This is a genomic window from Streptomyces tuirus, from assembly GCF_014701095.1.
In the GTDB taxonomy this organism is placed as follows: domain Bacteria; phylum Actinomycetota; class Actinomycetes; order Streptomycetales; family Streptomycetaceae; genus Streptomyces; species Streptomyces tuirus.
In genome coordinates this window covers 2,353,243-2,375,865 of sequence record NZ_AP023439.1, presented here as the reverse complement: position 1 = coordinate 2,375,865, position 22,623 = coordinate 2,353,243, and the positions used below count along the sequence as shown (strand labels likewise).

General features: G+C 71.7%; 20 protein-coding genes and 2 tRNA genes. 18 read left to right on the top strand and 4 right to left on the bottom strand.

Features of this window, described 5'->3' with window-relative positions; translation table 11 throughout:
* Positions 1–74 precede the first annotated feature (74 nt).
* Positions 75–2,108, bottom strand: coding sequence for a hypothetical protein (locus IGS69_RS11020; protein ID WP_190898649.1), 2,034 nt, complete (start codon positions 2,106–2,108; stop codon positions 75–77).
* Between the two features lie 601 nt (positions 2,109–2,709).
* On the opposite strand from IGS69_RS11020, the gene proB reads away from it, so the two are divergent.
* From proB to IGS69_RS10995, 5 genes are all read left to right on the top strand, one after another.
* Positions 2,710–3,816 carry a glutamate 5-kinase gene (proB, locus tag IGS69_RS11015; protein WP_190904454.1) on the top strand — a complete coding sequence of 369 codons (1,107 nt, stop codon included), beginning with the start codon at positions 2,710–2,712 and terminating at the stop codon, positions 3,814–3,816.
* Positions 3,817–3,941: 125 nt separating this feature from the next.
* Positions 3,942–4,409, top strand: coding sequence for a hypothetical protein (locus IGS69_RS11010; RefSeq protein WP_385862174.1), 468 nt, complete (start codon positions 3,942–3,944; stop codon positions 4,407–4,409).
* A 72-nt stretch (positions 4,410–4,481) separates the two neighbouring features.
* Positions 4,482–5,768 carry a glutamate-5-semialdehyde dehydrogenase gene (locus IGS69_RS11005; protein ID WP_190898647.1) on the top strand — a complete coding sequence of 429 codons (1,287 nt, stop codon included), beginning with the start codon at positions 4,482–4,484 and terminating at the stop codon, positions 5,766–5,768.
* Positions 5,769–5,964: 196 nt separating this feature from the next.
* Positions 5,965–6,540, top strand: coding sequence for an SCO2584 family spore wall biosynthesis protein (locus IGS69_RS11000; protein WP_446696988.1), 576 nt, complete (start codon positions 5,965–5,967; stop codon positions 6,538–6,540).
* Between the two features lie 89 nt (positions 6,541–6,629).
* A complete protein-coding gene (locus IGS69_RS10995; protein ID WP_190898643.1) occupies positions 6,630–7,706 on the top strand; it encodes an SCO2583 family membrane protein in 1,077 nt (358 codons plus the stop codon).
* A gap of 77 nt (positions 7,707–7,783) precedes the next feature.
* Here IGS69_RS10995 and IGS69_RS10990 read toward each other — a convergent pair whose 3' ends face one another.
* Positions 7,784–8,905: a M48 family metallopeptidase gene (locus IGS69_RS10990; RefSeq protein WP_190898641.1), complete on the bottom strand. Its 1,122-nt coding sequence runs from the start codon at positions 8,903–8,905 to the stop codon at positions 7,784–7,786.
* A gap of 123 nt (positions 8,906–9,028) precedes the next feature.
* Between IGS69_RS10990 and IGS69_RS10985 the strand changes: the two genes are divergently transcribed.
* From IGS69_RS10985 to IGS69_RS10940, 10 genes are all read left to right on the top strand, one after another.
* Positions 9,029–9,187: a hypothetical protein gene (locus IGS69_RS10985; protein WP_190898639.1), complete on the top strand. Its 159-nt coding sequence runs from the start codon at positions 9,029–9,031 to the stop codon at positions 9,185–9,187.
* A gap of 164 nt (positions 9,188–9,351) precedes the next feature.
* Positions 9,352–9,516, top strand: a complete 165-nt coding sequence (locus IGS69_RS10980) for a hypothetical protein (protein WP_003990192.1) — start codon at positions 9,352–9,354, stop codon at positions 9,514–9,516.
* Between the two features lie 85 nt (positions 9,517–9,601).
* Positions 9,602–10,345, top strand: coding sequence for a nicotinate-nucleotide adenylyltransferase (gene nadD, locus IGS69_RS10975; protein ID WP_190898638.1), 744 nt, complete (start codon positions 9,602–9,604; stop codon positions 10,343–10,345).
* 16 nt (positions 10,346–10,361) lie between these two features.
* Positions 10,362–12,071 carry an LCP family protein gene (locus IGS69_RS10970; RefSeq protein WP_190898637.1) on the top strand — a complete coding sequence of 570 codons (1,710 nt, stop codon included), beginning with the start codon at positions 10,362–10,364 and terminating at the stop codon, positions 12,069–12,071.
* Between the two features lie 104 nt (positions 12,072–12,175).
* Positions 12,176–12,622, top strand: coding sequence for a ribosome silencing factor (rsfS, locus tag IGS69_RS10965; protein ID WP_190898636.1), 447 nt, complete (start codon positions 12,176–12,178; stop codon positions 12,620–12,622).
* The gene (locus tag IGS69_RS10960) at positions 12,613–13,287 is read left to right on the top strand and encodes a histidine phosphatase family protein (RefSeq protein WP_385862215.1); all 675 of its coding nucleotides are present in this window, start codon (positions 12,613–12,615) and stop codon (positions 13,285–13,287) included. The genes rsfS and IGS69_RS10960 overlap by 10 nt, the downstream gene beginning before the upstream one ends.
* Positions 13,288–13,361: 74 nt before the next feature.
* Positions 13,362–13,434, top strand: a tRNA-Ala gene (locus IGS69_RS10955).
* Between the two features lie 200 nt (positions 13,435–13,634).
* On the top strand, positions 13,635–13,808 hold the full coding sequence (locus IGS69_RS10950; RefSeq protein ID WP_190898634.1) for a hypothetical protein: 174 nt from the start codon (positions 13,635–13,637) through the stop codon (positions 13,806–13,808).
* Between the two features lie 3 nt (positions 13,809–13,811).
* Positions 13,812–14,045, top strand: a complete 234-nt coding sequence (locus IGS69_RS10945) for a hypothetical protein (RefSeq protein ID WP_006136074.1) — start codon at positions 13,812–13,814, stop codon at positions 14,043–14,045.
* A gap of 97 nt (positions 14,046–14,142) precedes the next feature.
* Positions 14,143–14,215: transfer RNA gene (locus IGS69_RS10940), tRNA-Ala, on the top strand.
* A gap of 121 nt (positions 14,216–14,336) precedes the next feature.
* Here IGS69_RS10940 and IGS69_RS10935 read toward each other — a convergent pair.
* Complete coding sequence (locus IGS69_RS10935; protein WP_190898633.1) at positions 14,337–15,947, bottom strand: NADH-quinone oxidoreductase subunit NuoF family protein; 1,611 nt, start codon at positions 15,945–15,947, stop codon at positions 14,337–14,339.
* Entirely contained in the window at positions 15,944–17,209 is a 1,266-nt protein-coding gene (locus tag IGS69_RS10930; RefSeq protein ID WP_190898632.1) for a ferric reductase-like transmembrane domain-containing protein, read from the bottom strand. Before IGS69_RS10930 ends, IGS69_RS10935 begins: the two co-directional genes overlap by 4 nt.
* 478 nt (positions 17,210–17,687) lie before the next feature.
* Here IGS69_RS10930 and leuS point away from each other — a divergent pair, with 478 nt between their 5' ends.
* The 3 genes from leuS to IGS69_RS10915 all read left to right on the top strand — a co-directional run bounded on the left by leuS (position 17,688) and on the right by IGS69_RS10915 (position 22,524).
* Positions 17,688–20,567, top strand: coding sequence for a leucine--tRNA ligase (leuS, locus tag IGS69_RS10925; RefSeq protein WP_190898631.1), 2,880 nt, complete (start codon positions 17,688–17,690; stop codon positions 20,565–20,567).
* A 229-nt stretch (positions 20,568–20,796) separates the two neighbouring features.
* On the top strand, positions 20,797–21,606 hold the full coding sequence (locus tag IGS69_RS10920) for a hypothetical protein (RefSeq protein WP_190898629.1): 810 nt from the start codon (positions 20,797–20,799) through the stop codon (positions 21,604–21,606).
* A gap of 72 nt (positions 21,607–21,678) precedes the next feature.
* Complete coding sequence (locus tag IGS69_RS10915) at positions 21,679–22,524, top strand: DegV family protein (RefSeq protein WP_190898627.1); 846 nt, start codon at positions 21,679–21,681, stop codon at positions 22,522–22,524.
* The last annotated feature ends 99 nt before the right edge of the window (positions 22,525–22,623 follow it).

Here is a 22,623-nt window from a genome sequence, read left to right as displayed (position 1 = left end):
GGCCTCGACCGCGGTGCCGCTCAGCGCTGGTGCCGCTCGACGCGGTGCGGCCGGGGCCTCGGTCGCGGTGGCGCTCAACGCGGTGCGGTCGGGACCTCGCTCGGGGTGCGCTGGCCGGGCACCGCGGCCAGCCGCTCCGCCACCCGCGCCCGGTGGTCCCGGGCCGCCCCGCACAGCGCCCGGACGGCTTCGTTGAAGCGCTCCTGCGACGACGGCTCCGCCGGGCCGAGCAGCCGCAGCTTCAACTCGGCTCGCGCCTCGGCCAGTTCGTCGCGCTCCGGGTGCCGGACGGCGTCCAGCAGATCCGGCACCCCGGCGGCGTCCGGCGTCAGCACCGTCGCCGCCACCACCGTCGGGAACGCCACACGGAAGGCGTCCTCGGACAGCCCGCTGGTGTTGGCCACGGCATACGGCTTCGCACTCGCGAGGAAGTCGCTGATCACGCTCGACACATCGCTGATCAGCAGGTCGGCCACGTTGAAGCAGGAGTACAGGGTGGGCCGGGCATCCGTGATGATCTGGTGCTCGCCCTCCGGCAGCGACGCCCAGTACGCCTCCTCCCACGCGGCCGTCGCCCGCGCCACCGCCTCCGCGCGGCCGGGCTCCGGCGCCGACTGCACCAGCATCCGCTCCACGGTGTCGGCCCCGGCCCGGAACACCGACGTGGTGAGCCGGTCCAGCTCGGCGGTGCGGAGGGTGAGTTCCGCGCTGTCCGAGGGACGCCCGCCCGCCCGCTCCCGGTTGGCCGCCCGGATCAGCTCCCGGATCCGCAGATCGGCCGCCCCCGCGCGCGGGTCCACGGAGCCCGTCAGCGGATGCGGCTTGTACAGCAGCCGCACGCCCGGGTCCGCGAGCAGCGCCCGCACCAGGTTCTCGCCGGCCGCGATCACCGAGGTGTTGCCGGGGTTGCCGTCCCAGCCCTCCCAGGTCGGCGCGTACAGCACGGTCGTGCGCGGCCCGGCCGGCGGGCCCGCGTAGGGCAGCACGCCGTCCAGCTGCGGGCGGCCCGTCTCCACCACGTCCTTGTCCTCGACCCCGACCTCGGCCAGGGCGTAGCGCTCGCGCGCGGCGGGCCCGGCCACCCACACCTCGTCGTACGCCTTCGCGTACGGGTTGCAGGACGACAGCTTGTCGCTCTCGCCGTGGTTGACGAAGGTGTGCTTGATCGTGGGGATGCGCAGCACCTGGGAGGTCTTGCCGGAGTTCGAGGGGTGGATGAGGACCTGGAGCGTGGAGTGCTCCAGGCGCATCAGCGTCGACACCTTCGGCAGGCACACGATCGGGATGTCCGTCGCCGCGATCTTCTGCACCATGAACCGCTCGCGCAGGATGATGACCGGCCTGCCGTCCAGCCCGGCGAGCGGCTCCAGCCACATGTTCGCCTGGTAGGCCGAGGCGGCACCGCCGGAGAAGTACAGGCCGGCGGTCGGCCGGTACGCGGCCAGCCAGGCGTCGAACCAGTCGAGCACCTCCTGCTCGTCCGCCGGACGGCGGCCCGGCAGCAGACGCAGGAGCAGCGCGCCGAGGCCGGTCAGCCCGAGGGCGAGGGAGAGCGCGATGCCCGCCGCCGCGTAGACCGGCCGGTCGCCGGGCGCGCTGGCCAGCAGCCCGGCCGTCGCCGGGAGGCCGAACACCAGCAGCCGGTGGCCGGGGCGGCGCAGCAGCACGGACGGGGCAGGGGACAGCCGCAGCGCCGAGGCGTCGATGTTCCGGGTCACCACGGGCAGCGTGCGGGTGCGGCGGACCAGCACGGAGACCGCCTGGATCGCACAGTGCAGCACGTAGAAGACCAGCAGTCCGGCCACCAGCGGGGCGTACACCGTCTCGCGGTCCTGTCCGCCGAGCCGCAGCAGGGCCACGACCAGCAGCAGGTCCCGCAGAACGTGCCGCACGGTGATGTCGGCGTGCGACTTGGCGAACAGCGACAGCACCCCGCGCTGCCACCGGTACAGCACGCCCTCGGTGGCCAGGGAGACGGCCGTCGCGGCGATCAGCAGCGGTACGTGGGGCAGCAGCGCCGCGACCGCCTGTGCGGCGAACGCGGCGGCCAGGACGACGGTGACCAGCCCCTTGAAGAGGGCCTGCGGGCGGGGGAGAGGTACGGGCACTGCGGTCACTCCAGGAGCGTCGGGTCGGCGCAGGTCGGCCGTCCGGGTTAACGCGCGGCGACCTCCCTACGACACGCGCGTGTCGTAGGGGCGTGGGGGCGGTTGCCGTCAGGTGCGTCGTCGGACCGTAGCGGAAGATCCGGTTCCTGTCGCGGGTGGGGTCGAAGAAGGCGGGGGCGAGGTCCGAGAAGGGCGAAAGGTCGCACGCGGGGGCCGAAGACGGACGGCAGCGCCCCCTGAACGCGGCGGCAGCGCTCCCTGGACGACGGCGGCAGCGCTCCCGCAGCGACGGAGGTGGCGCTCCCGTGGCGACGGAGGCGGCGAGGCGGCGCTCCCATGACGACGAAGGCAAGCGCTCCCACAGCGACGGACGCGGCGCCCCCGCAGCGACGGACGCGGCGTTCCCATGTCGACGGAGGCGGCGAGGCAGCGCTTACGCGGCGACGGAGGCGGCGAGGCCGCGCCCCCCCCGTGACGCCGACGGCACCGTCCGCAGCGTGGACCGGCGCCGCACCCCGTCCGGCCGTCCCGTAGATTTCCTGGTGAGCGACCGAATCGACGCGAGGGGACGGACGGCGACGTGGCAGGGGCAAGGCAGGCCGTGGGCGAGGCCCGCAGGATCGTCGTCAAGGTCGGGTCCTCCTCGCTGACCACCGCCTCGGGCGGCCTGGACGCGGACCGGGTGGACGCGCTGGTCGACGTCCTCGCCAAGGTCCGCAGCGGCGGGGAGCGCGAGATCGTCCTGGTCTCCTCGGGCGCCATCGCCGCCGGCCTCGCCCCGCTGGGCCTGCGCCGCCGCCCCAAGGACCTCGCCCGGCAGCAGGCCGCCGCCAGCGTCGGGCAGGGCCTGCTGGTCGCCCGCTACACCGCCTCGTTCGCCCGCTACGGCGTCCGCGTCGGGCAGGTCCTGCTGACCTCCGACGACATGAGCCGCCGCTCGCACCACCGCAACGCCTCGCGCACCCTCGACAAGCTGCTCGCCATGGGTGCCTTCCCGATCGTCAACGAGAACGACACCGTCGCCACGGACGAGATCCGCTTCGGCGACAACGACCGCCTCGCCGCCCTCGTCGCCCACCTCGTCCACGCCGACCTGCTGGTCCTGCTGTCCGACGTGGACGGCGTCTACGACGGCGACCCCGCGAAACCCGGCACCTCCCGCATCGGCGAGGTGCGCGACCCCTCCGACCTCGTGGACGTCGAGATCGGCAGCACGGGCAAGGCCGGTGTCGGCACCGGCGGCATGGTCACCAAGGTCGAGGCCGCCCGGATCGCCGCGGCCGCCGGCGTCCCCGTCGTCCTCACCAGCGCCGTCCACGCGGCCGACGCCCTCACCGGCCAGGACACCGGCACCTTCTTCCACCCCACCGGCAAGCGCTCCGCCGACCGGCTGCTCTGGCTCCAGCACGCCTCCACCCCGCAGGGTGCGCTGACCCTGGACGACGGCGCCGTGCAGGCCGTCGTGGACCGCCGCAAGTCGCTGCTGCCGGCCGGGATCGACGCCGTCGAGGGCGAGTTCAGCGCCGGTGACCCGGTCGAGCTGCGGGACGGCAGGGGCCGCGCGGTGGCCCGCGGGCTGGTCAACTTCGACGCCAAGGAGATCCCCCGGCTCATCGGCCGCTCCACCCGGGAACTGGCCCGCGAACTCGGACCCGCGTACGAACGTGAGGTCGTACACAGGGACGACCTGGTGCTCCTGCACCCGTAATGGGTCGAAACATCCGGCCCCCGGTGGTGGACGTTCCGCAAAACCGCCACGCGATCCCTTGCGGCCTGCTCAACTTTGTCTCAGAGACATATTCCGCAGCAGCGCCATGTGTAAAGGAGGCCGTCGTGAGACGAGTGCGCCCTGGGACTCAGGTGTCCCGCGGTGGTGCCGGCTCCCGTGCGGCCGGTGAGGAGCGCGCCCTGACGAGCGTGGCGGCAGGGGACCGCTTCCGGGGCGAGGAGCCCGGCGACACCCCGCGCCTGTGGCACGTCACCCTCAGCGTCTCCGGCAAGGAGGCCCCGCTGCCGGAGGTCCGGCGCGCCCTGGAGCAGCTCGCCCACGACCATCCCTTCTTCCTGACCAGCCGGTACGCGGTCGACCACGCGGAGATCCGCTACTGGGAGGAGGCCCGCGACCTGCACGACGCGGCCGCCGTCGCCCTGCGCCTGTGGGGCGAGCACCGGCAGACCGCCGGGCTGCCGCCCTGGGAGATCGTCGGCCTGGAGGTCATCGACCGCGCCACGTACCACCAGCGGATCGCTGAGGGGTACGGGCCGCCCCCGGCCTCGCCGGTCGGAGTTCACCCGTTCTGATCCGGTCCGGCACATGTCTCGGGGTGTGAAACGCGCGATGAACGGATCCGCCCGGCGCACTACCCTTCCCTCATGACCACGCTCTCGCCGTACGACTCCATGTCCCCGGTCACCGAGGCCGCCTACCGCGCCAAGGCCGCCGCCGCGACCCTCGCGCCGCTGCCCCGGGCCGAGAAGGACGACGCGCTGCTCGCCATCGCGGACGCGCTGGAGGTCCGTGCGAGCGAGATCGTCGAGGCCAACGCCAAGGACGTCGCCAAGGCCCGCGAGGCCGGCATCAGCGACGGCATGATCGACCGGCTCACGCTCACCCCCGAGCGGATCCGCGCCATCGCCTCCGACGTGCGCGACGTCGCCGCCCTGCCCGACCCGGTCGGCGAGGTCGTCCGCGGCTCCACGCTGCCCAACGGCATCGACCTGCGCCAGGTGCGCGTGCCGCTCGGCGTCGTCGGGATCATCTATGAGGGCCGGCCGAACGTCACCGTCGACGCCGCGGCCCTCTGCCTGAAGTCCGGCAACGCGGTCCTGCTGCGCGGCTCCTCCTCGGCGTACCAGTCGAACACCGCCCTGGTGCGCGTCCTGCGCGACGCCGTAGGCGGGGCGGGGCTGCCCGCCGACGCCATCCAGCTGGTCCCCGGTGAGAGCCGCGACAGCGTGCGCGAGCTGATGCGCGCCCGCGGCCTGGTCGACGTGCTCATCCCGCGCGGCGGCGCCTCCCTGATCAACACGGTCGTCCAGGAGTCCGTCGTCCCGGTCATCGAGACCGGCACCGGCAACTGCCACGTCTACGTCGACGCACAGGCCGACCTCGACATGGCCGTCGAGATCCTGGTCAACTCCAAGGCCCAGCGGGTCGGCGTCTGCAACGCCGCCGAGACCCTGCTGGTCCACCAGGACATCGCCGCCGCGTTCCTGCCGCGCGCCCTGGACGCCCTCGCGGAGGCCGGCGTCACCGTGCACGCCGACGAGCGCGTGCAGGCCTACGCCGAGGACTCCAAGGCCACCGTCGTCGAGGCGACGGCCGAGGACTGGGAGACCGAGTACCTGTCGTACGACATCGCCGCCGCGGTGGTGGACTCCCTGGACAAGGCCGTCGAGCACATCCGGCTGTGGACCTCCGGCCACACCGAGGCCATCGTGACGACCTCCCAGCAGGCCGCCCGCCGCTTCACCCAGCTGGTCGACTCCACCACCGTCGCCGTGAACGCCTCCACCCGCTTCACCGACGGCGGCCAGTTCGGCTTCGGCGCCGAGATCGGCATCTCCACGCAGAAGCTGCACGCCCGCGGCCCCATGGGCCTGCCCGAGCTGACCAGCACGAAGTACATCGTCACCGGGGACGGGCACGTACGGCGCTGACCCGCGCCTCCCCGGACTGCGGGGGTATGCGAGCGGCCGTATGACCGTGCGGGTGTCACCCGGATGGCGCAGACGCGCGCGACCGGAGTGCCCGGGCGGGCGTGCGCCCTCCGGGGCCCCGCGCGAGCCGTCTCAACCGGCGGATGAATTTCCGTACCGTCTGCCCAAATTGACCCCCCAGGTCTACTCTGGATGCGTGCCGGAGGACGTGGGGGGCACGCCGTTTCCGGACGGCCGCGAGCCCGACGACGACCACGACCGCGGGGTGTCGGACGAAGAGTTCGCCTCCGTGGTCTTCGACGAGGCCTTCGTACGCGCGGCCGTGGTGCACGAGCCGACAGCGGTGGAGCGCCTCCTGGCCGCCGCACAGGCGAGAGCCGAGGCCTCCGAGGCCGAGTCGCGCCGCGGCCACACCAGAGGCGAGCACTTCGACGACCGGTACGGTCCGGGCGGGCGCGGAGATCTCGGCCATGATCCCGACCTCGACGAGTTCGACGACCATGATGTCGTCGAGGGGCCCTACGGCAGCACCGGGCCGTACTCCAAACAGGTCCGCTGGCACCGCCCCGTCGCCTGGCTGCTCGCCCTCGTGATGGGCATCGGCATGGTCGCCCTGGCCTTCACGGCGGTCTACCGGGGCGCGTCCTCCAACCGGGACGAGCCCGCGCCACCGCCCGCCTCCACCGGCCTGGAACAGGGCAGTGCGGCCGCCCCTTCCGCTTCCGCCGACTACTCCCAGCCGGCCGTCTCGGTGATCCCCCGCAGCCCCTGACCGGAACCCGCCCATCCTGGTGAGAACCTGTCAGAACTTGTGGAGCAGCCCGGCGTTTACCCGGGCTTCCGGCGACCTACCCTGAAGATATGGGCGGGCCTGGAGACCCACCTGAGGGGAGTCCCGAGGGCGCCCCCGGAGGTGGAGAGGACGAGTACCGATCCGTCGTCTTCGACGAGTCGTTCGTCCGGGCTGCCCGCCTCCAGGAGTTCTCCGCGCAGGAGCGCATCGCCGACCACGCGCCCGCCGTACGACGCCGGCCGCCCCTGCGCCGGGGCCTGTCCCGGCAGGCCCTGGTCCTGGTCCTGCTGATCGCCGTCGCCTTCGGCACGGCGATCTACATGGGCGTACGGCACCCCTACCAGACCCCCGCCGCCCGGGAGCCCATCGAGCCCCTGCGGATGACCGTCATCCCGCTCGCCCCCGAGGGCAAGGTGCCCGGCACGGCCGACCTGGCGAACCTCTACGAGCACAGCCCCGCCGCACAGTTCCGGACCGGCGCGGAGGGCGTGCCCCTGCCCGCCTCGCGGCGCACCGCGCACTTCTCGGACAGCCAGGTCGTGAGCGCCCTGAGCACCGCCAAGGACTACATCGTGCGGTCGGCCCTCGACCCGGAGGTGCTCACGGGCGGAGAGGTCAGGGCCGTCCGTGTGCTTCTCGACCCCGAGCAACTGGACCAGTTCGACCAGAGCTTCACCCGCCCCACCGCCGACGGCCGCCACGCGCCCACCGGCTGGCTGGTCCGCTTCGACCCCTCGCGCGCCGAGCTCGCCGACCGCAAGGTCCGGGTCCAGGGCACGCTGCAGGCCGCCGAGGCCGACGCGTCCACGCTCGAGGTCACCGCCGACCACACGTTCGTGTACGCGCTGCGGGCGACCGGGTCCGGCTCCGGCGGCGAGGACGAGGTGTCCCTGTTCACCCTCCGGCGCGAGTTGCACTTCCGCTTCGACCGCGACGACCTGCGGCTGCACCAGGCGCAGCTCGTCGTCTCCTACGTCCAGGCCGGCCCGCTCTCCTGCGCCGAGGACTCCACGAACCATCTGAGGCCCCTCCTGGCCGGCCAGACGGCCAAGGAGGGCGGCCCCGCGGGCACCGACCCCTACGCCACGGGCAGCGCGACGGCCCTGTGCGGCACGCTGGCGACGAGCGCGCAGCCGAAGGTCTGAGGGGCCGGAGGGCCGGGAGAGGCCGCTGGGCAGGCAGAGGCCGCTGGGCCGGAAACAGGCCGCAGGGCCGGAGGGGGCTAGCTGCCGTCGCGCGGCGGCCGGTCCTCCCCGGAGGAGTCCGACGGGCCCGTCTGCGGCCCCTGGGGCGGCTTCGGGGACGCGCTCGTGAAGCCGCCGAAGCCGCGGCGGACCCGGTCGCCGAGGTCGCCGGCGCCGCCCGCGAGGTCGGTGACCAGCTTCATCAGCGGGTCCTTGGAGCTCTTCACATGGGTGCTGTAGTGGTTCGCGGACTCGCGCCAGGAGTCCCGGAACGAGGTGTCCTTGTCCTCGTCGCGCCGCGGGTAGTGGCCGTCCATGATCCGCTGGTAGTCCCGCGACTCGGCCCACTTCTTCAGCTCGGCCGCCCGCACGGTGGTGAAGGGGTGGGAGCGGGGCAGCACGTTGAGGATCTTCAGCACCGAGTCGCGCAGGTCACCGCCCGCCTCGTACTCCTCGGCCTGGGCGAGGAACGCGTCCACGTTCATCTCGTGCAGGTGGTTGCCGCCCGCGATCTTCATCAGACCCCGCATGGAGGCCTGCAGATCCTGCCCGGCCAGCAGCCCGGCCCGGTCCGCGGAGAGCTCCGACTTGCGGAACCACTCCCGCAGACCGGTCACGATCGCCATGATCGCGAGGTTGCCCAGGGGGATCCAGGCGACCCGGACGGCGAGACTGGTCAGGAACAGCAGGATCGTCCGGTAGACCGAGTGACCGGACAGCGCGTGCCCCACCTCGTGCCCGACGACCGCCCGCATCTCCTCCCCGTCGAGGAGCTCCACGAGGCCGGTCGTGACGACGATGATCGGCTCGTCCAGACCGATGCACATCGCGTTGGGCTGCGGGTCCTGGTTCACGTACATCGGCGGGACCTTCTCCAGGTCCAGGATGTAGCAGGCGTCCCGCAGCATCACGTTCAGATGGGCGAACTGCTGGTCCGAGACCCGCACCGAGTCGGACAGGAACAGCAGCCGCAGACTGCGCTCGGGCAGCAGGCCGCTGAGCGCCTTGAACACCGTGTCGAACCCGCTCAGCTTGCGCAGCGCCACCAGGGCGGAGCGGTCGGCCGGGTGCTCGTAGGTGCGCGAGGAGATCCCGGGGAAGCGCCTGCGCTGCCTGCTCGGCACGTGCTCGTGCCCGTTGTGCTCGTGGCCGTCGGACATGTCTTCCCCCAGCGTCTGGTGTGACTTTTGCGGCTCTTTGTGCGGCCTTTTGCTTCCCCGAGGCAGAGCCCAGCCTAGGCGGAGTTACGGTGGTCGGGCAGTACAGCGAAGGAGACCACCGCCATGGAGCACCACCCCGCATCCGCCTGGCTCGCCGGGGCCGCGAACGCCGCCGAGGGACAAGGGCCGGGGATGCTGCGGATCGTGCTGATCGTGATGGTCCTGGGCTGTGCGCTGACCGCGTGGTTCCTGCTGCGTGGCTACAGACGGAAGGACGACTGAGGCCACCCGAAGGTTCCCCGCCGGGCCCCGGGACCGGCCCGGGCGGCGGCACGCGTGACCGCCCGCGGCACGAACAAGCGGAGTCGGGGTGATCGCGGAACGGGCGCCCGCTTACGATGAGCCGACGTCTTTAACCCGCCCTCACGCGATAGGTCCTGCCGAAGATGAGCTTCCACAGCACCGCTGCCCAGTTGGTCACCCTCGCCGCCGAGGGCGAAGAGCACGGCGGAAACCACGAGAGCCTCAGCCCGTACCTCACCGGCGGCGGCGCTCTCTTCATCTTGCTGCTCCTGCTGTGGATCACCACCCGTTTCAACCGCGACCGCTGAGACCTGCGGGGCATCCCGCCGAGGACGCCCGGGGGACCACGGGGGCGGCCGGAGCCCTCAGAGAGGGCCGGTAGGGTCTGCACGCATGGGAGAGCAGGACATGCCTACCGGTCCGGCGAACGAGACGCCGCACGACCCGGCACGGGACACGGCGAGCGGAACCGAGCGACACTCGGAGCCCCGCCGTGCCTCCGCGGTGGCCGCCCGGACCGGCGGCCCCGGAACGAGCCCGTCGCGACCGGGCAAGCGCCGCCTCGGTGTCATGGGCGGCACCTTCGACCCGATCCACCACGGGCACCTGGTGGCGGCCAGCGAGGTCGCCGCGGCCTTCCACCTCGACGAGGTGGTCTTCGTGCCGACCGGCCAGCCCTGGCAGAAGACCCACCGCAGCGTCTCCCCGGCCGAGGACCGCTATCTGATGACGGTCATCGCGACCGCCGAGAACCCGCAGTTCTCCGTGAGCCGCATCGACATCGACCGCGGCGGCCCCACCTACACCGTCGACACGCTGCGCGACCTGCGCGCGCTCAACCCCGACACGGACCTGTTCTTCATCACCGGCGCCGACGCGCTCGCCCAGATCCTGACCTGGCGGGACAACGAGGAGCTGTTCTCCCTGGCGCACTTCATCGGGGCCACCCGGCCGGGCCACCACCTGGACGACTCCGGACTCCCGGAGGGCGGTGTGTCTCTCGTGGAGGTTCCGGCTCTGGCCATCTCCTCCACGGACTGCCGTGCGAGAGTCGCCAAGGGCGATCCCATCTGGTACCTGGTGCCGGACGGCGTCGTGCGCTATATCGACAAGCGCGAGCTGTACCGCGGCGAGTGAGCCGAGAGGGGCACCGGTGAACGACCGATACGACGCGGAGGCCGCGGGATACGGCGCCGACCAGTACGAGCTGGTCGGCTACGACGAGTACGGCCGGCCTGTCTACCGGCAGGTCCCGACGCGGCAGACCCAGCAGCAGACCTACGACCCGTACACCCAGCAGCACCAGCAGGGCTACGGCTACGGCTCTTACGCCCAGCAGGGGCAGCAGTCCCCGCCCGCCTACGACTACGGCACCGGAGGGCAGTCCGCCCCCGACTACGGCTCCTACGACCCGTACGGCACCGCCACGCACCAGGGCGAAGCCGTGCAGGGCGCCCCGCACGACCCGTACGGCCAGAGCACCGCCGGTACCACCGGCCGGCAGCCGCGGGTCGCCGAACAGACCGCCCACATCCCGCAGCAGGCCGCTCCCGACCACGACCGGGAAGCCCCCGCCGAGCCGCAACGGGAGTACCACACCGAGCAGTTCGCCTTCGTCGAGGAACCGGACGCCAACTCCGAAGACGTCATCGACTGGCTGAAGTTCACCGAGAACCGCACCGAACGCCGCGAGGAGGCCCGGCGCCGGGCCCGCGGCAGGATCGTGGTCCTGACGGTCGTCCTGGCGCTCGTCGCGGCCGGCGGCGTCGGCTGGCTCTGGTACACGGGCAAGCTGCCCGGCCTGTCCTCCGAGGACTCCAAGACGGGCTCGGCGACGGCCGCGGGCGCCCAGAAGCGCGACGTGATCGTCGTCCACCTGCACGACACCAAGGGCGGAGGCACCTCCACGGCCCTCCTCGTCGACAACACCACCACCGAGCGGGGCACCACCGTCCTGGTACCCAACTCCCTCGCCCTGACCAGCGACGACGGCACCACGACGACGCTCGCCAAGTCGGTCGAGGACGACGGCTCCGACGGCACCCGCGACGCGCTCGACACGGTCCTCGGCACCGACATCGAGGGCACCTGGCGCCTGGACACCCCCTACCTGCAGAACCTCGTCGACCTCGTCGGCACCATCGACGTCGACACGAACACCGACGTGCCCGACCCCGCCGCCAAGAAGAAGGGCGAGGCCCCGCTGGTCAACAAGGGCCGGGACCAGACCCTGAGCGGCAAGACGGCGGTCGCCTACGCCACCCACCGCGCTCCCGGCGAGGCCCAGAACGCCCAGCTGGAGCGCTTCGGGCAGGTCATGCAGGGCGTCCTGCGCAAGATGTCCTCCGACCCGCAGGCCGCGACGACCACCATCCAGACCCTCGCCCAGATCCTCGACCCGTCCCTCACCGACAAGGACCTCGGCACCTTCCTCGCCGGGCTCTCCGACCTCGCCAAGGGCGGCGACGTCACCACCGACCTGCTGCCCGTCCAGAACGACGGCACCCTCAGCGCCCAGGCGAGCGCGCGGGTCGTCAAGAACGTCCTCGGCGGCAGCGCCAAGAGCCCCGACAAGGACGCCGCCGTCAGCGTCTCGGTGCAGAACGCCACCGGCGTCAAGGACAACACCGAGAAGGCCCGCGTCGTGCTCCTCAACGGCGGCTTCACCTTCCTGGAGGGCGGCACCGGCACCGCCCGGGCCACGTCCCAGGTCGTCTACGCCGATGCCGCCGACAAGGCGAACGCCGCCGAGGTCGCCAAGACCCTCGGCCTGTCGGCTGGCTCCGTCACCAAGGGCAAGACCTCGGGGAGCTCGGACGTCTCCGTGGTCCTCGGCCAGGACTACACGCCGTCCGCCGGCTAGCCGCCGTCGGCGCGCTCCCCACGTGATCCCCGTCATCGCGTGGGGGGCTTGCCGCGGTCCGTGAGACCCTTGGTGTCAAGTGTCCGCCGACCGAAAGCCATGCAGTGACCGTGACCGACCGCTCTCACGAGCTGATCAACACCGCCGCCCAGGCGGCCGCCGACAAGCTGGCCCACGACATCGTCGCCTACGACGTCAGTGACGTGCTGTCCATCACGGACGCCTTCCTGCTGGCCTCGGCGCCCAACGACCGCCAGGTCAAGGCGATCGTCGACGAGATCGAGGAGCGCCTCTCGAAGGAACTCGGCGCCAAGCCGGTGCGTCGCGAGGGCGACCGCGAGGCCCGCTGGGTCCTGCTCGACTACGTCGACATCGTCGTCCACGTCCAGCACAGCGAGGAGCGCGTTTTCTACGCCCTGGAGCGCCTGTGGAAGGACTGCCCCGAGGTCGAGCTGCCCGAGGAGGCCAGGGCCACCCGCGGGAAGGCCGAGGAGCACGCCAAGCTGCAGGCGGCCGAGGAGGCGGCGGAGCTGGACGGTGACTGGCGGTGACCTCCTTCGGTGAGGCGTCCGCCGGGACGGGCCGTGGCCGTCGCGTCATCCTGTGGCGGCACGGCCAGACCTCGTGGAACGTGGAGCGCCGTTTCCAGGGCACCACGGACGTCGAGCTGACCGAGACCGGTCTCGCCCAGGCCCGCCGCGCCGCCCGGCTGCTCGCCTCCCTCAAGCCGGACGCGATCGTCGCCTCCGATCTCCGGCGCGCCGCGGCCACGGCCGCCGAGCTGGCCGCGCTGACCGGTCTCGAGGTCACCCACGACGAGGCGCTGCGTGAGACCTACGCGGGCGTCTGGCAGGGCCTGACGCACGAGGAGATCATCGCCCGGTACGGCGAGGAGTACGCCGCGTGGAAGCGCGGCGAGCCCGTCCGCCGCGGCGGCGGCGAACTGGAGACCGAGGTCGCCGACCGCGCCGCCCCCGTGGTGCTCCGGCACGCCGAGAAGCTGCCCAAGGACGGCACACTCGTGGTGGTCAGCCACGGCGGCACGATCCGCACCACGATCGGCCGTCTGCTGGGTCTCGAGCCCCACCACTGGGAGAGCCTCGGCGGACTCTCCAACTGCTGCTGGTCCGTGCTCGGCGAAGGCGCCCGCGGCTGGCGTCTGCTGGAGCACAACGCCGGCACCCTGCCGGAACCGGTGCTCGGCGACGACGACTGACCCCGGATTTCACTTTCCGGCAGGTCGCAGGCTAAAGTTCTTCTTGTTCGCCCCGCCGAGCGGGGAGAGCACAAGGGGCTATAGCTCAGTTGGTAGAGCGCCTGCATGGCATGCAGGAGGTCAGGAGTTCAATTCTCCTTAGCTCCACGTCAAGATCCCGTTCCCGCACAGGGGGCGGGATTTTTCGTGCTCCGGCTTGAGTCACTCGGGCTCGCTGAGGCGTATACCTCTACGGCCCCGCCGGGTGCCGTGTCCGGACTGGTACTGAGGCGTCGCTGACCGTATTGGTCCGGCCGTGGCAGAATCAAACGGCCGGAAGGGGGCGCGGCCCGACGGGAGGAGTAGCGATGCCTGCGAGCATCCGCGAGGAGGTCGACCACCTCCTCGCGGCAGCGTTCACACGGGAGATGTCCACCCGTCTCAGCTGCCCTTCCTGCGGTTCCGCGCACGTGGCCCAGATGCTCGGCGACAACGGCGGGATTTCCTACGTGTGCACGGCCTGCGGCCACAGCTGGAGCTGATCGATGGGTGCACACAGGCGGAAGTGCGACTGGTGCGGCAGCGGGACTCCGATCGTCCGCGACATGGAGCCGATCAATCCCGACTACCAGTACTGGTGCGAGGAATGCGCGCGGGCGCTGATCATAAAAGGCGACCCGATCGAGACGTACCGCGAGTTGGAGGGCGAGCCGATCTACGGCCGGCTCCTGGAGGAGCACTGCACGCTCAAGCGGTTCTACTCGTTCGTCACGGCATAACGGGCATTTCGGGCGAAGTGAAACCGATTTGGTGTTGGGCCTGGTGGGCCAGTAATGTTGGCGTCGCCGCCGGGGAAACCCGGAGGAGCACTGGCAAGGGGCTATAGCTCAGTTGGTAGAGCGCCTGCATGGCATGCAGGAGGTCAGGAGTTCAATTCTCCTTAGCTCCACAGCAGATGAGAAGGCGGGCCATCCGATTCGGATGGCCCGCCTTCTTGATGTGCGTGGTCTTGCGTGCGCGGGGCCCGGGTGTGCTCACGGCGGGCCCAGCGGGGCCCGCCGTGTCCGTGCTCAGCGGCCGAGAGCGCGGCGGCCGCGGCCCTGGGAGAGGACCGGGAGGTTGCGGGACGGCGCTCCCCGCTCGCTCGCCTCCTCGACGCGCAGCGCCAGTGCCGGGCAGCGGCGCACCGCGCGTAGAGCCTTGGCCTCGGCGTACCGCGGGACCTGGGCCTGTGCCACGGTCGGGAAGCCGTCGGCGCCCAGCTGGAACACCTCGGGGAGGATGTCCGCGCAGAGCCCGTGGCCCCGGCACAGCGTCCAGTCCACGTAGATCTTCTGACGGCTGGGGCCGTTCTCCTCGGACTCGCCGCCGCCCGGGATACCCGTGGGGGCCCTGCCCCCCTCGAAGAGCGGCAGAACGCCCTCCACGGGCCGTCCGCAGCCGTTGCCGAGGACATGGGCGGCCAGGTCGTCGGTGAAGGCCTTGATGGTCGACTCGATGAACATCGCGGAGCCGTCCGGGTGCGAGCACGCGCCGCGCCGCTTCACGTTCTTGGCGACCTGCTTGAGCGCCTCCAGGGCGGCCGGCCCGCCGCCGTTGAGGATGTCCTCCAGACCGCGTGCGGCGGCCGGCAGACCGAGGTAGCAGGGGCCGCACTGGCCCGCGCTCTCCTCGGCCAGCCACTGCGCCACCCGCAGCGACTCGCCCAGCGGGCAGGTTTCCTGAGTGATCGGCAGAATCGCGCCGGCGCCCAGTGCGCCGCCCACGGCGTCCAGGGAGTTGCGGGAGACGACCGCCTCGTTCACCGTCGCCGCGTCGATCCACTTGCCGTGGTAACCGCCGGTGAGCACGCCCTGCGGCACCGGCGGCGCGCCGGCGAGCTGCAGGACGTACCGCAGCGGCACACCCGTCGGGACCTCGATCACCATGGGGCGGGCGACCGCGCCGGAGACCGTGAGCATGACGGTGCCCGGCTCGTCGTACAGGCCGGTGTTGCCGTAGCGCTCCGGGCCGATGCGGGCGGCGATCGCGAGCTGGGCGAAGGTCTCGGCGTTGGACAGCAGCGTGGGGGCGCCGCCGACGCCGTTCTGCGAGGCGCTGACCTTGCGGCCGGGTGGGACGGCGGGGCCGCCGTCGATCGAGCGGATCAGCGACGCCGCGGCGCCGGTGACCATGCGGACCGGATTGCGCTGCACACGCGCGCGCAGCGCCGACCGGCGGCCGTTGCTGAGCCCGCGTTCGGCGAGCGCGGCCTCCATGGAGCGCTGGGTCGACTCACGGGTGACCCCCACCACGAGCGTGCGGGCACCCAGGGCCTCGGCGCACAGCAGCGCGCCGTCCAGGATCAGATGCGGGGCACGGTTGATCAGCACCGTGTCCTTGCGGCAGGCCGGCTCGTCCTCGCTGCCGTTCACGACGACGACCGGCCGGACGCCGCGCTTGATCGCCGCATCGGCGACCGAGCGCAGCTTCTTGTGGAAGGGGAAGCCCGCGCCGCCGCGGCCCTTCAGGTTGATGCCTTCGGCGAGTTGCGCGAGCTGCTCGCCGCCCATCGGCTCGAGCGGCCCGTGCACCTTGAGGTGCATGGGCAGATCGAGCCGATCGACAAGGTCGAAGCCCGACGTGAGCTGGGGAAGGCCGACCACGCGGACTTCGGGTACGTCGGGCAGGGCCTCGTTCACTTAAAGCCTCCGGAAGGCGTGTTCCAAGGTTCGCCCGATCCCGGTGTGTCGAAGTCATAGGACGCACCGGGGTTTGGTTCATTGGCGGGACCGCTGTTGTACGTGTCGTTCGGGTAGTACGTGTCGTAGACGGCGTTCGTCTCACGCGTGTCGTACACGTCACTCGATCCGTAGCCGGCGGCGCCTGGATTGCCATAGCCCGGGATGCTTTGTCCGGTGTCCTGGAGGGGGTCGTAGGGCGGGATGTTGAAGCCCGTGTCCTGGAGCGGGTCGTAGGCCGACGGCGGGGCCTCGCCGACCGGTGGCGGGGACGGGATCGGCCAGCTGCCCGAGGTGCTGGAGGAGCCGTCCACGGTCGGGATGGTCTCGGTGGGCTGCATGTCCAGCGGCAGTTGCATGCTGGTCGTCGGCCCGGGCGCGAAGGCCTGCCCGCCCTGGGGAGGGCCCGAGACGGCGCGGTAGGCGGCGGCGAAGCCGTTCGCCGGTTCCTTGGCCGCGGCGCGCTCCGCCTTCTCGTACAGCGGCCCCGAGGGGGACGCCGCGTCGCGCGCGGACGCTCCCCGGCCCCCCTGGTCGCCGAGCGCGAACCCGCCCGCCGCCCGGGCCCGGCTCTCCTCCAGGTCCCTGCGGCCCGGGCCGTCGCCGGGCCCGATGATCGAGGCGAGCTTGTTGGCGAACCGGCGCTTGACCTGGCGCGGAGCCGCGCGCAGGGCGAGCGCTCCGGCCACGCCGGCCAGGGACAGGCAGTACAGGATCACGAAGATCGGCTTGGCGGAGCGACCCGCGTAGAGCCCGTGGACCAGGGCGGCGCACCAGGCCGGGTAGGCCAGCATGTGCATGGCCCGCCAGCGCGCCGCGACGGGCGCGGGGGACGCGAAGCGGTTGCGCAGCACGCCGGTGATGCCCACGAAGATCATGAGCATCCCCGCCAGGGTGCCCAGCCCGATCAGGAACGACCTGCCCCCGACCAGTTCCTCGTCGGTGAACGCCAGCCCGAAGGGGATCACCGCGGCGATCCACGAGGTGTGGTCCAGCGCCAGCTTCACGCCGATGTGCACCAGCAGGAAGACGATCGAGGCGACGGCCGTGGTCCGGTGCACGGCCTGCGCCAGGATGCGGCGGCGCGTGTCGAGGAGGATCCGGTCCTGGGCGACCAGGCCCCAGATCACGGAGCAGGTCAGACACACGAGGGACAACACGCCCGCACCGAAGTTGAGGAACTCGGCGAACGAGTCGTCTGCCGTGGAGTCGTAGGGGTTCACGACAAGCCTCCCCACGTCCCGGCGAGCGGGTGTAGGGAGGTGGTACTGCGATGAGGGTTCATGGGGGCAACTCCGAGCGGTTCGGGAAAGCAGCGGTCCCGCGCCGAACTCTAAGCGGAGCCATACCGATCAGTACGAGGTTTGAGTTATTGCGTTGTTATCAAAGGACAATGTGCTCGTTGTGATGTCCCTTAGCGGCTGTTACGCGAAGTAACTATTGACCTTGGTTCAGGCTTTCGGTGCCCGGCGGGCCGCCGGGCACGCCCGGGAAGCCCGTCGCGACGCCCTGAGGGCCTGCGGTACCCTAGCGCCATGCGTGCCGTACGCCTTCTGCTTAGCGGGCCGCGCTGATCAGTCCCGGCCACCGGACGAGTCGAGTGGCCGGCATCGGCGCGGCGTCCCCTCCTGTGTGAGGGGATTTTTCGTTTCTCGAACCAGACAGCCGCAGGCAGAGACGATCGATGGAGCTTTGAGGATCATGAGCGAGACGAACCCCGCCGTCACCTCCGAGGTGGCGGCGCCGCACCGCTACACGGCCGCCATGGCTGCCGAGATCGAGGCACGCTGGCAGGACTTCTGGGACGCCGACGGCACCTACGCCGCGCCCAACCCCAAGGGCGACCTGGCCGGTGACCCGGAGATCGTCGCCCGCCCCAAGAAGTTCATCATGGACATGTTCCCGTACCCCTCCGGTGCGGGCCTGCACGTCGGCCACCCCCTGGGCTACATCGCCACGGACGTCTTCGCCCGCTTCCAGCGGATGACCGGCCACAACGTCCTGCACACCCTGGGCTTCGACGCCTTCGGCCTGCCCGCCGAGCAGTACGCGGTGCAGACCGGCACGCACCCGCGCGTGTCCACCGAAGCCAACATGGAGAACATGAAGTCCCAGCTGCGCCGGCTGGGCCTGGGCCACGACAAGCGCCGGTCGTTCGCCACGATCGACCCGGACTACTACAAGTGGACCCAGTGGATCTTCCTGCAGATCTTCAACTCCTGGTACGACCAGGACGCCGGCCGGGCCCGCCCGATCGCCGAGCTGGTCGCCGAGTTCGAGTCCGGTGAGCGTCCCGTACCGGGCCACACGCGCGCGTGGAGCGAGCTGAGCGCCGCGGAGAAGGCCGACGTCCTGGGCGAATTCCGGCTGGCCTACGCCTCCGACGCGCCCGTCAACTGGTGCCCCGGGCTGGGCACCGTGCTGGCCAACGAGGAGGTCACCGCCGAGGGCCGCTCCGAGCGCGGCAACTTCCCCGTCTTCAAGGCCAAGCTGCGCCAGTGGAACATGCGCATCACCGCCTACGCCGACCGCCTGCTGGACGACCTGGCCGAGCTGGACTGGCCCGAGGCCATCAAGCTGCAGCAGCGCAACTGGATCGGCCGTTCCGAGGGCGCCCGCGTCGACTTCCCCATCGACGGCGAGCGCATCACGGTCTTCACCACCCGCCCCGACACCCTGTTCGGCGCCACCTACATGGTGCTGGCGCCCGAGCACCCGCTGGTCGAGAAGTTCACCCCGGCCGCCTGGCCGGAGGGCACCCACGAGGTGTGGACCGGCGGCCACGCGACCCCCGGTGAGGCCGTCGCCGCCTACCGCGCCCAGGCCGCCTCGAAGTCCGACGTGGAGCGCCAGGCCGAGGCCAAGGACAAGACCGGCGTCTTCATCGGCGCGTACGCCACCAACCCGGTGAACGGCGAGCAGGTCCCGGTCTTCATCGCCGACTACGTCCTGATGGGCTACGGCACCGGCGCGATCATGGCCGTCCCGGCCGGCGACCAGCGCGACTTCGAGTTCGCGCGCGCCTTCGAGCTGCCGATCCACTGCATCGTCGAGCCGACCGACGGCCGCGGCACGGACACCTCCACCTGGGAGAACGCCTTCTCGTCGCACGACGCGAAGATCATCAACTCCTCGAACGACCAGGTGAGCCTCGACGGCCTGGACGTCGCCGAGGCCAAGGCCCGCATCACCGAGTGGCTGGAGCGGTCCGGCGTCGGCGAGGGCACCGTCAACTTCCGGCTGCGCGACTGGCTGTTCAGCCGCCAGCGCTACTGGGGCGAGCCCTTCCCGATCGTCTACGACGAGGACGGCATCGCCCACGCCCTGCCCGAGTCGATGCTGCCCCTGGAGCTGCCCGAGGTCGACGACTACTCGCCGCGCACTTTCGACCCGGACGACGCCGACACCCAGCCCGAGACGCCGCTGTCGCGCAACGAGGACTGGGTCAACGTCACGCTGGACCTGGGCGACGGCCGCGGTCCCCGCAAGTACCGCCGCGAGACCAACACCATGCCCAACTGGGCCGGTTCCTGCTGGTACGAGCTGCGCTACCTGGACCCGCACAACTCCGAGAAGCTGGTCGACCCGGAGATCGAGCAGTACTGGATGGGCCCGCGCGAAGGTATGCCGCACGGCGGTGTCGACCTGTACGTCGGCGGGGCCGAGCATGCCGTGCTGCACCTGCTGTACGCGCGCTTCTGGTCCAAGGTCCTGTACGACCTGGGGCACATCTCCTCCGCGGAGCCGTTCCACAAGCTGTTCAACCAGGGCATGATCCAGGCCTACGTCTACCGCGACAGCCGTGGCATCGCGGTGCCGGCCGCCGAGGTGGAGGAGCGCGACGGCGCGTACTACTACCAGGGCGAGAAGGTCTCCCGGCTGCTGGGCAAGATGGGCAAGTCCCTGAAGAACGCGGTCACTCCGGACGAGATCTGCGCCGAGTACGGGGCCGACACGCTGCGCCTGTACGAGATGGCCATGGGCCCGCTGGACGTCTCCCGGCCGTGGGACACGCGCGCGGTGGTGGGGCAGTTCCGGCTGCTGCAGCGGCTGTGGCGCAACATCGTCGACGAGGCGACCGGCGAGCCGACCGTCGTCGACGCCGAGACCGACGAGGAGACGCTGCGCGCCCTGCACAAGGCGATCGACGGGGTCCGCGGTGACCTGGAGGGCATGCGGTTCAACACCGCCATCGCCAAGGTCACCGAGCTGAACAACCACCTGACCAAGACGGGCGGGGCCGTGACCCGACCGGTCGCCGAGGCCCTGGTCCTGATGGTCGCGCCGCTGGCCCCGCACATCGCCGAGGAGCTGTGGCGCAGGCTGGGCCACACGGACTCGGTGGTGCACCAGGACTTCCCGGTGGCCGACCCGGCGTACGTCGTCGACGAGACCGTGACCTGCGTCGTGCAGATCAAGGGCAAGGTCAAGGCGCGGCTGGAGGTCTCGCCGTCGATCTCCGACGAGGAGCTGGAGAAGGTCGCGCTGGCCGACGAGAAGGTCGTCGCCGCGCTGGGCGGTGCCGGGATCCGGAAGGTGATCGTGCGCGCGCCGAAGCTGGTGAACATCGTTCCGGCGTAGCCGCCGGGCGTAGGGCCGCTCTCGGGGGTGCTCCGCTGGGTCAGGACCGCTCTCGGGGTGGTCCCCTACGGGCAGGACGGCTCTCCGGGTGGTCCCCTACGGGCAGGACCGCTCTCCGGGTGGTCCCCTACGGGCAGGTTCGGGGTTTTTCTGGAACTCCGGACCTGCCCTTTGCGTTTACCGTTGAAGAGCGACGTGAGGCGCCGCGACGTCCTGAGGAGGAGCCCTTGTGGAAGCAGTGATCGCAGTCTTCGCCCTGCTCTTCGTGCTCTTTCTCGGGCTCGGGGTGTACGCCACGGTGAAGGTGGTCGGCGCCGCCAAGCGCGGCGTGGACCGCGGCATCACCCAGGCCCGCCGCACGGTCGAGGACCACACACTGCGCGCCAAGTCCTTCGCCCAGCCCGGCGCCGCGGGGGAACTCGCCCAGCTCCGGCTGAAGCTGCGCACCTCGATGCGGGCCACGCAGGACGCGCTGCAGGCGGGCGTCGGCGAGGACGAGTCCTTGAAGGAGTCCCTCGGCCTCTTCGAGCGGCTCAGTGCGCACGGGCACGAGCTGGACGGCGAGCTGAGGCGCCTGGAGTCCGAGCCGGACCGCGCCGCGCTCAGGGAGCGGCTGCCCGGGCTGCGCGAGCGCACCGAACGCATCACGCACTCGGCGGACTCGCTGCGCTGGGCGGCCCGCGACCGGGCCCGGCGCTTCGCGGACGACGACCTGGACTCGCTCAGCGCGCAGATCGACCTGGAGTCCGGGGCGCTGCGGCACTGGACGGCGCCGGAGCCGCAGCCCGCCTCCTCGCAGCCGTCCGCATCCTCCGGGCAGCCCGCGTCCTCCTCGCGGCCGGGCTCGTCGTCGCAGTCCGCCGCGCCGCCGCCCTGGCCCGAGGCGCCCGCCGCCGATGCCACCACGGCCGGGCAGACCTGGCCGGACACCGCGCAGCCGAGCCCCGAGCAGGAGCCGGCGCGGCCCGCCATCACACCGCCCGCGGCGCGCCCGGCGTACCCCTGGCAGAAGAAGCCCCGCCCTGAGAGCACCACTTGATCCGGCCAGTGGCCCCGCAGGGCGCGGGGGCCGGGCTGCCGCACGGGCACTACGGCAGGTAACCTCCAGCTCATGTCCCGCCATGTCGCGATCGTCACCGATTCAACGGCCTACCTGCCGACCCGGACGATGGAGCGTCACGGCATCACCGCGGTGCCTCTGACCGTGGTCCTCGGCGACCGGGCGCTGGAGGAGGGCACCGAGATCTCGACCCGGGCCCTGGCCCAGGCTTTGCAGAAGCGGCGCCCCGTGACGACCTCGCGGCCCGGCCCCGCGGTCTTCGAGGAGACCTACCGCAAGGTCGCCGAGTCCGGCGCCACCGGCATCGTCTCCCTCCACCTCTCCGCCGAGCTCTCCGGGACCTACGACGCCGCCGTCGTGGCCGCACGGCAGGCGCCGGTGCCGGTGCGGGTGGTGGACACGGGCATGATCGCGATGGCGCTCGGGTTCTGCGCGCTCGCCGCGGCGGAGGCCGCGGAGTCGGGCGGCACGGTCGACGAGGCGGTCGCGGCCGCCGAGAAGAGGGCCGCCGGCACCTCCGCCTACTTCTACGTCGACACCCTCGACTACCTGCGGCGCGGCGGGCGTATCGGCGCCACCCAGGCCCTGCTGGGCTCGGCGCTGGCCGTGAAGCCGCTGCTGCAACTGGCCGACGGCCGCATCGAGCCGCTGGAGAAGGTACGGACCGCGTCCAAGGCGATCGCCCGCCTCGAGGAGATCGCGGCCGACCGCGCGGGCAGCGCCCAGGTGGATGTCGCCGTCCACCATCTCGCCGCCCCGGACCGGGCGTCGGCCCTCGCCGACCGGCTGCGGACCCGGTTGTCCGGGCTGGCCGATCTGCATGTGAGCGAGGTCGGGGCGGTGATCGGGGCGCATACGGGACCCGGGCTGCTGGGGGTCGTGGTTTCGCCCCGGTGAACGTTGCTGGGGGCTCCGGCCGCCCGTGTGAGTGGCGGAGTTATCCACAACCGGGGGATTGTCCCCGGGAATTGACCAAGATCATCGCGAGTGGACCGG

Excerpts from the sequence above, each read along its gene's own strand:
- IGS69_RS10990 (WP_190898641.1), bottom strand. The coding sequence starts at position 8,905 with ATGTCCGACGGCCACGAGCACAACGGGCACGAGCACGTGCCGAGCAGG.
- IGS69_RS10950 (WP_190898634.1), top strand. The coding sequence starts at position 13,635 with ATGCCTGCGAGCATCCGCGAGGAGGTCGACCACCTCCTCGCGGCAGCG.
- IGS69_RS10915 (WP_190898627.1), top strand. The coding sequence starts at position 21,679 with ATGTCCCGCCATGTCGCGATCGTCACCGATTCAACGGCCTACCTGCCG.
- IGS69_RS10945 (WP_006136074.1), top strand. The coding sequence starts at position 13,812 with ATGGGTGCACACAGGCGGAAGTGCGACTGGTGCGGCAGCGGGACTCCG.
- IGS69_RS11005 (WP_190898647.1), top strand. The coding sequence starts at position 4,482 with ATGACCACGCTCTCGCCGTACGACTCCATGTCCCCGGTCACCGAGGCC.
- IGS69_RS10985 (WP_190898639.1), top strand. The coding sequence starts at position 9,029 with ATGGAGCACCACCCCGCATCCGCCTGGCTCGCCGGGGCCGCGAACGCC.
- nadD (WP_190898638.1), top strand. The coding sequence starts at position 9,602 with ATGGGAGAGCAGGACATGCCTACCGGTCCGGCGAACGAGACGCCGCAC.
- leuS (WP_190898631.1), top strand. The coding sequence starts at position 17,688 with ATGAGCGAGACGAACCCCGCCGTCACCTCCGAGGTGGCGGCGCCGCAC.
- IGS69_RS10980 (WP_003990192.1), top strand. The coding sequence starts at position 9,352 with ATGAGCTTCCACAGCACCGCTGCCCAGTTGGTCACCCTCGCCGCCGAG.
- IGS69_RS10995 (WP_190898643.1), top strand. The coding sequence starts at position 6,630 with ATGGGCGGGCCTGGAGACCCACCTGAGGGGAGTCCCGAGGGCGCCCCC.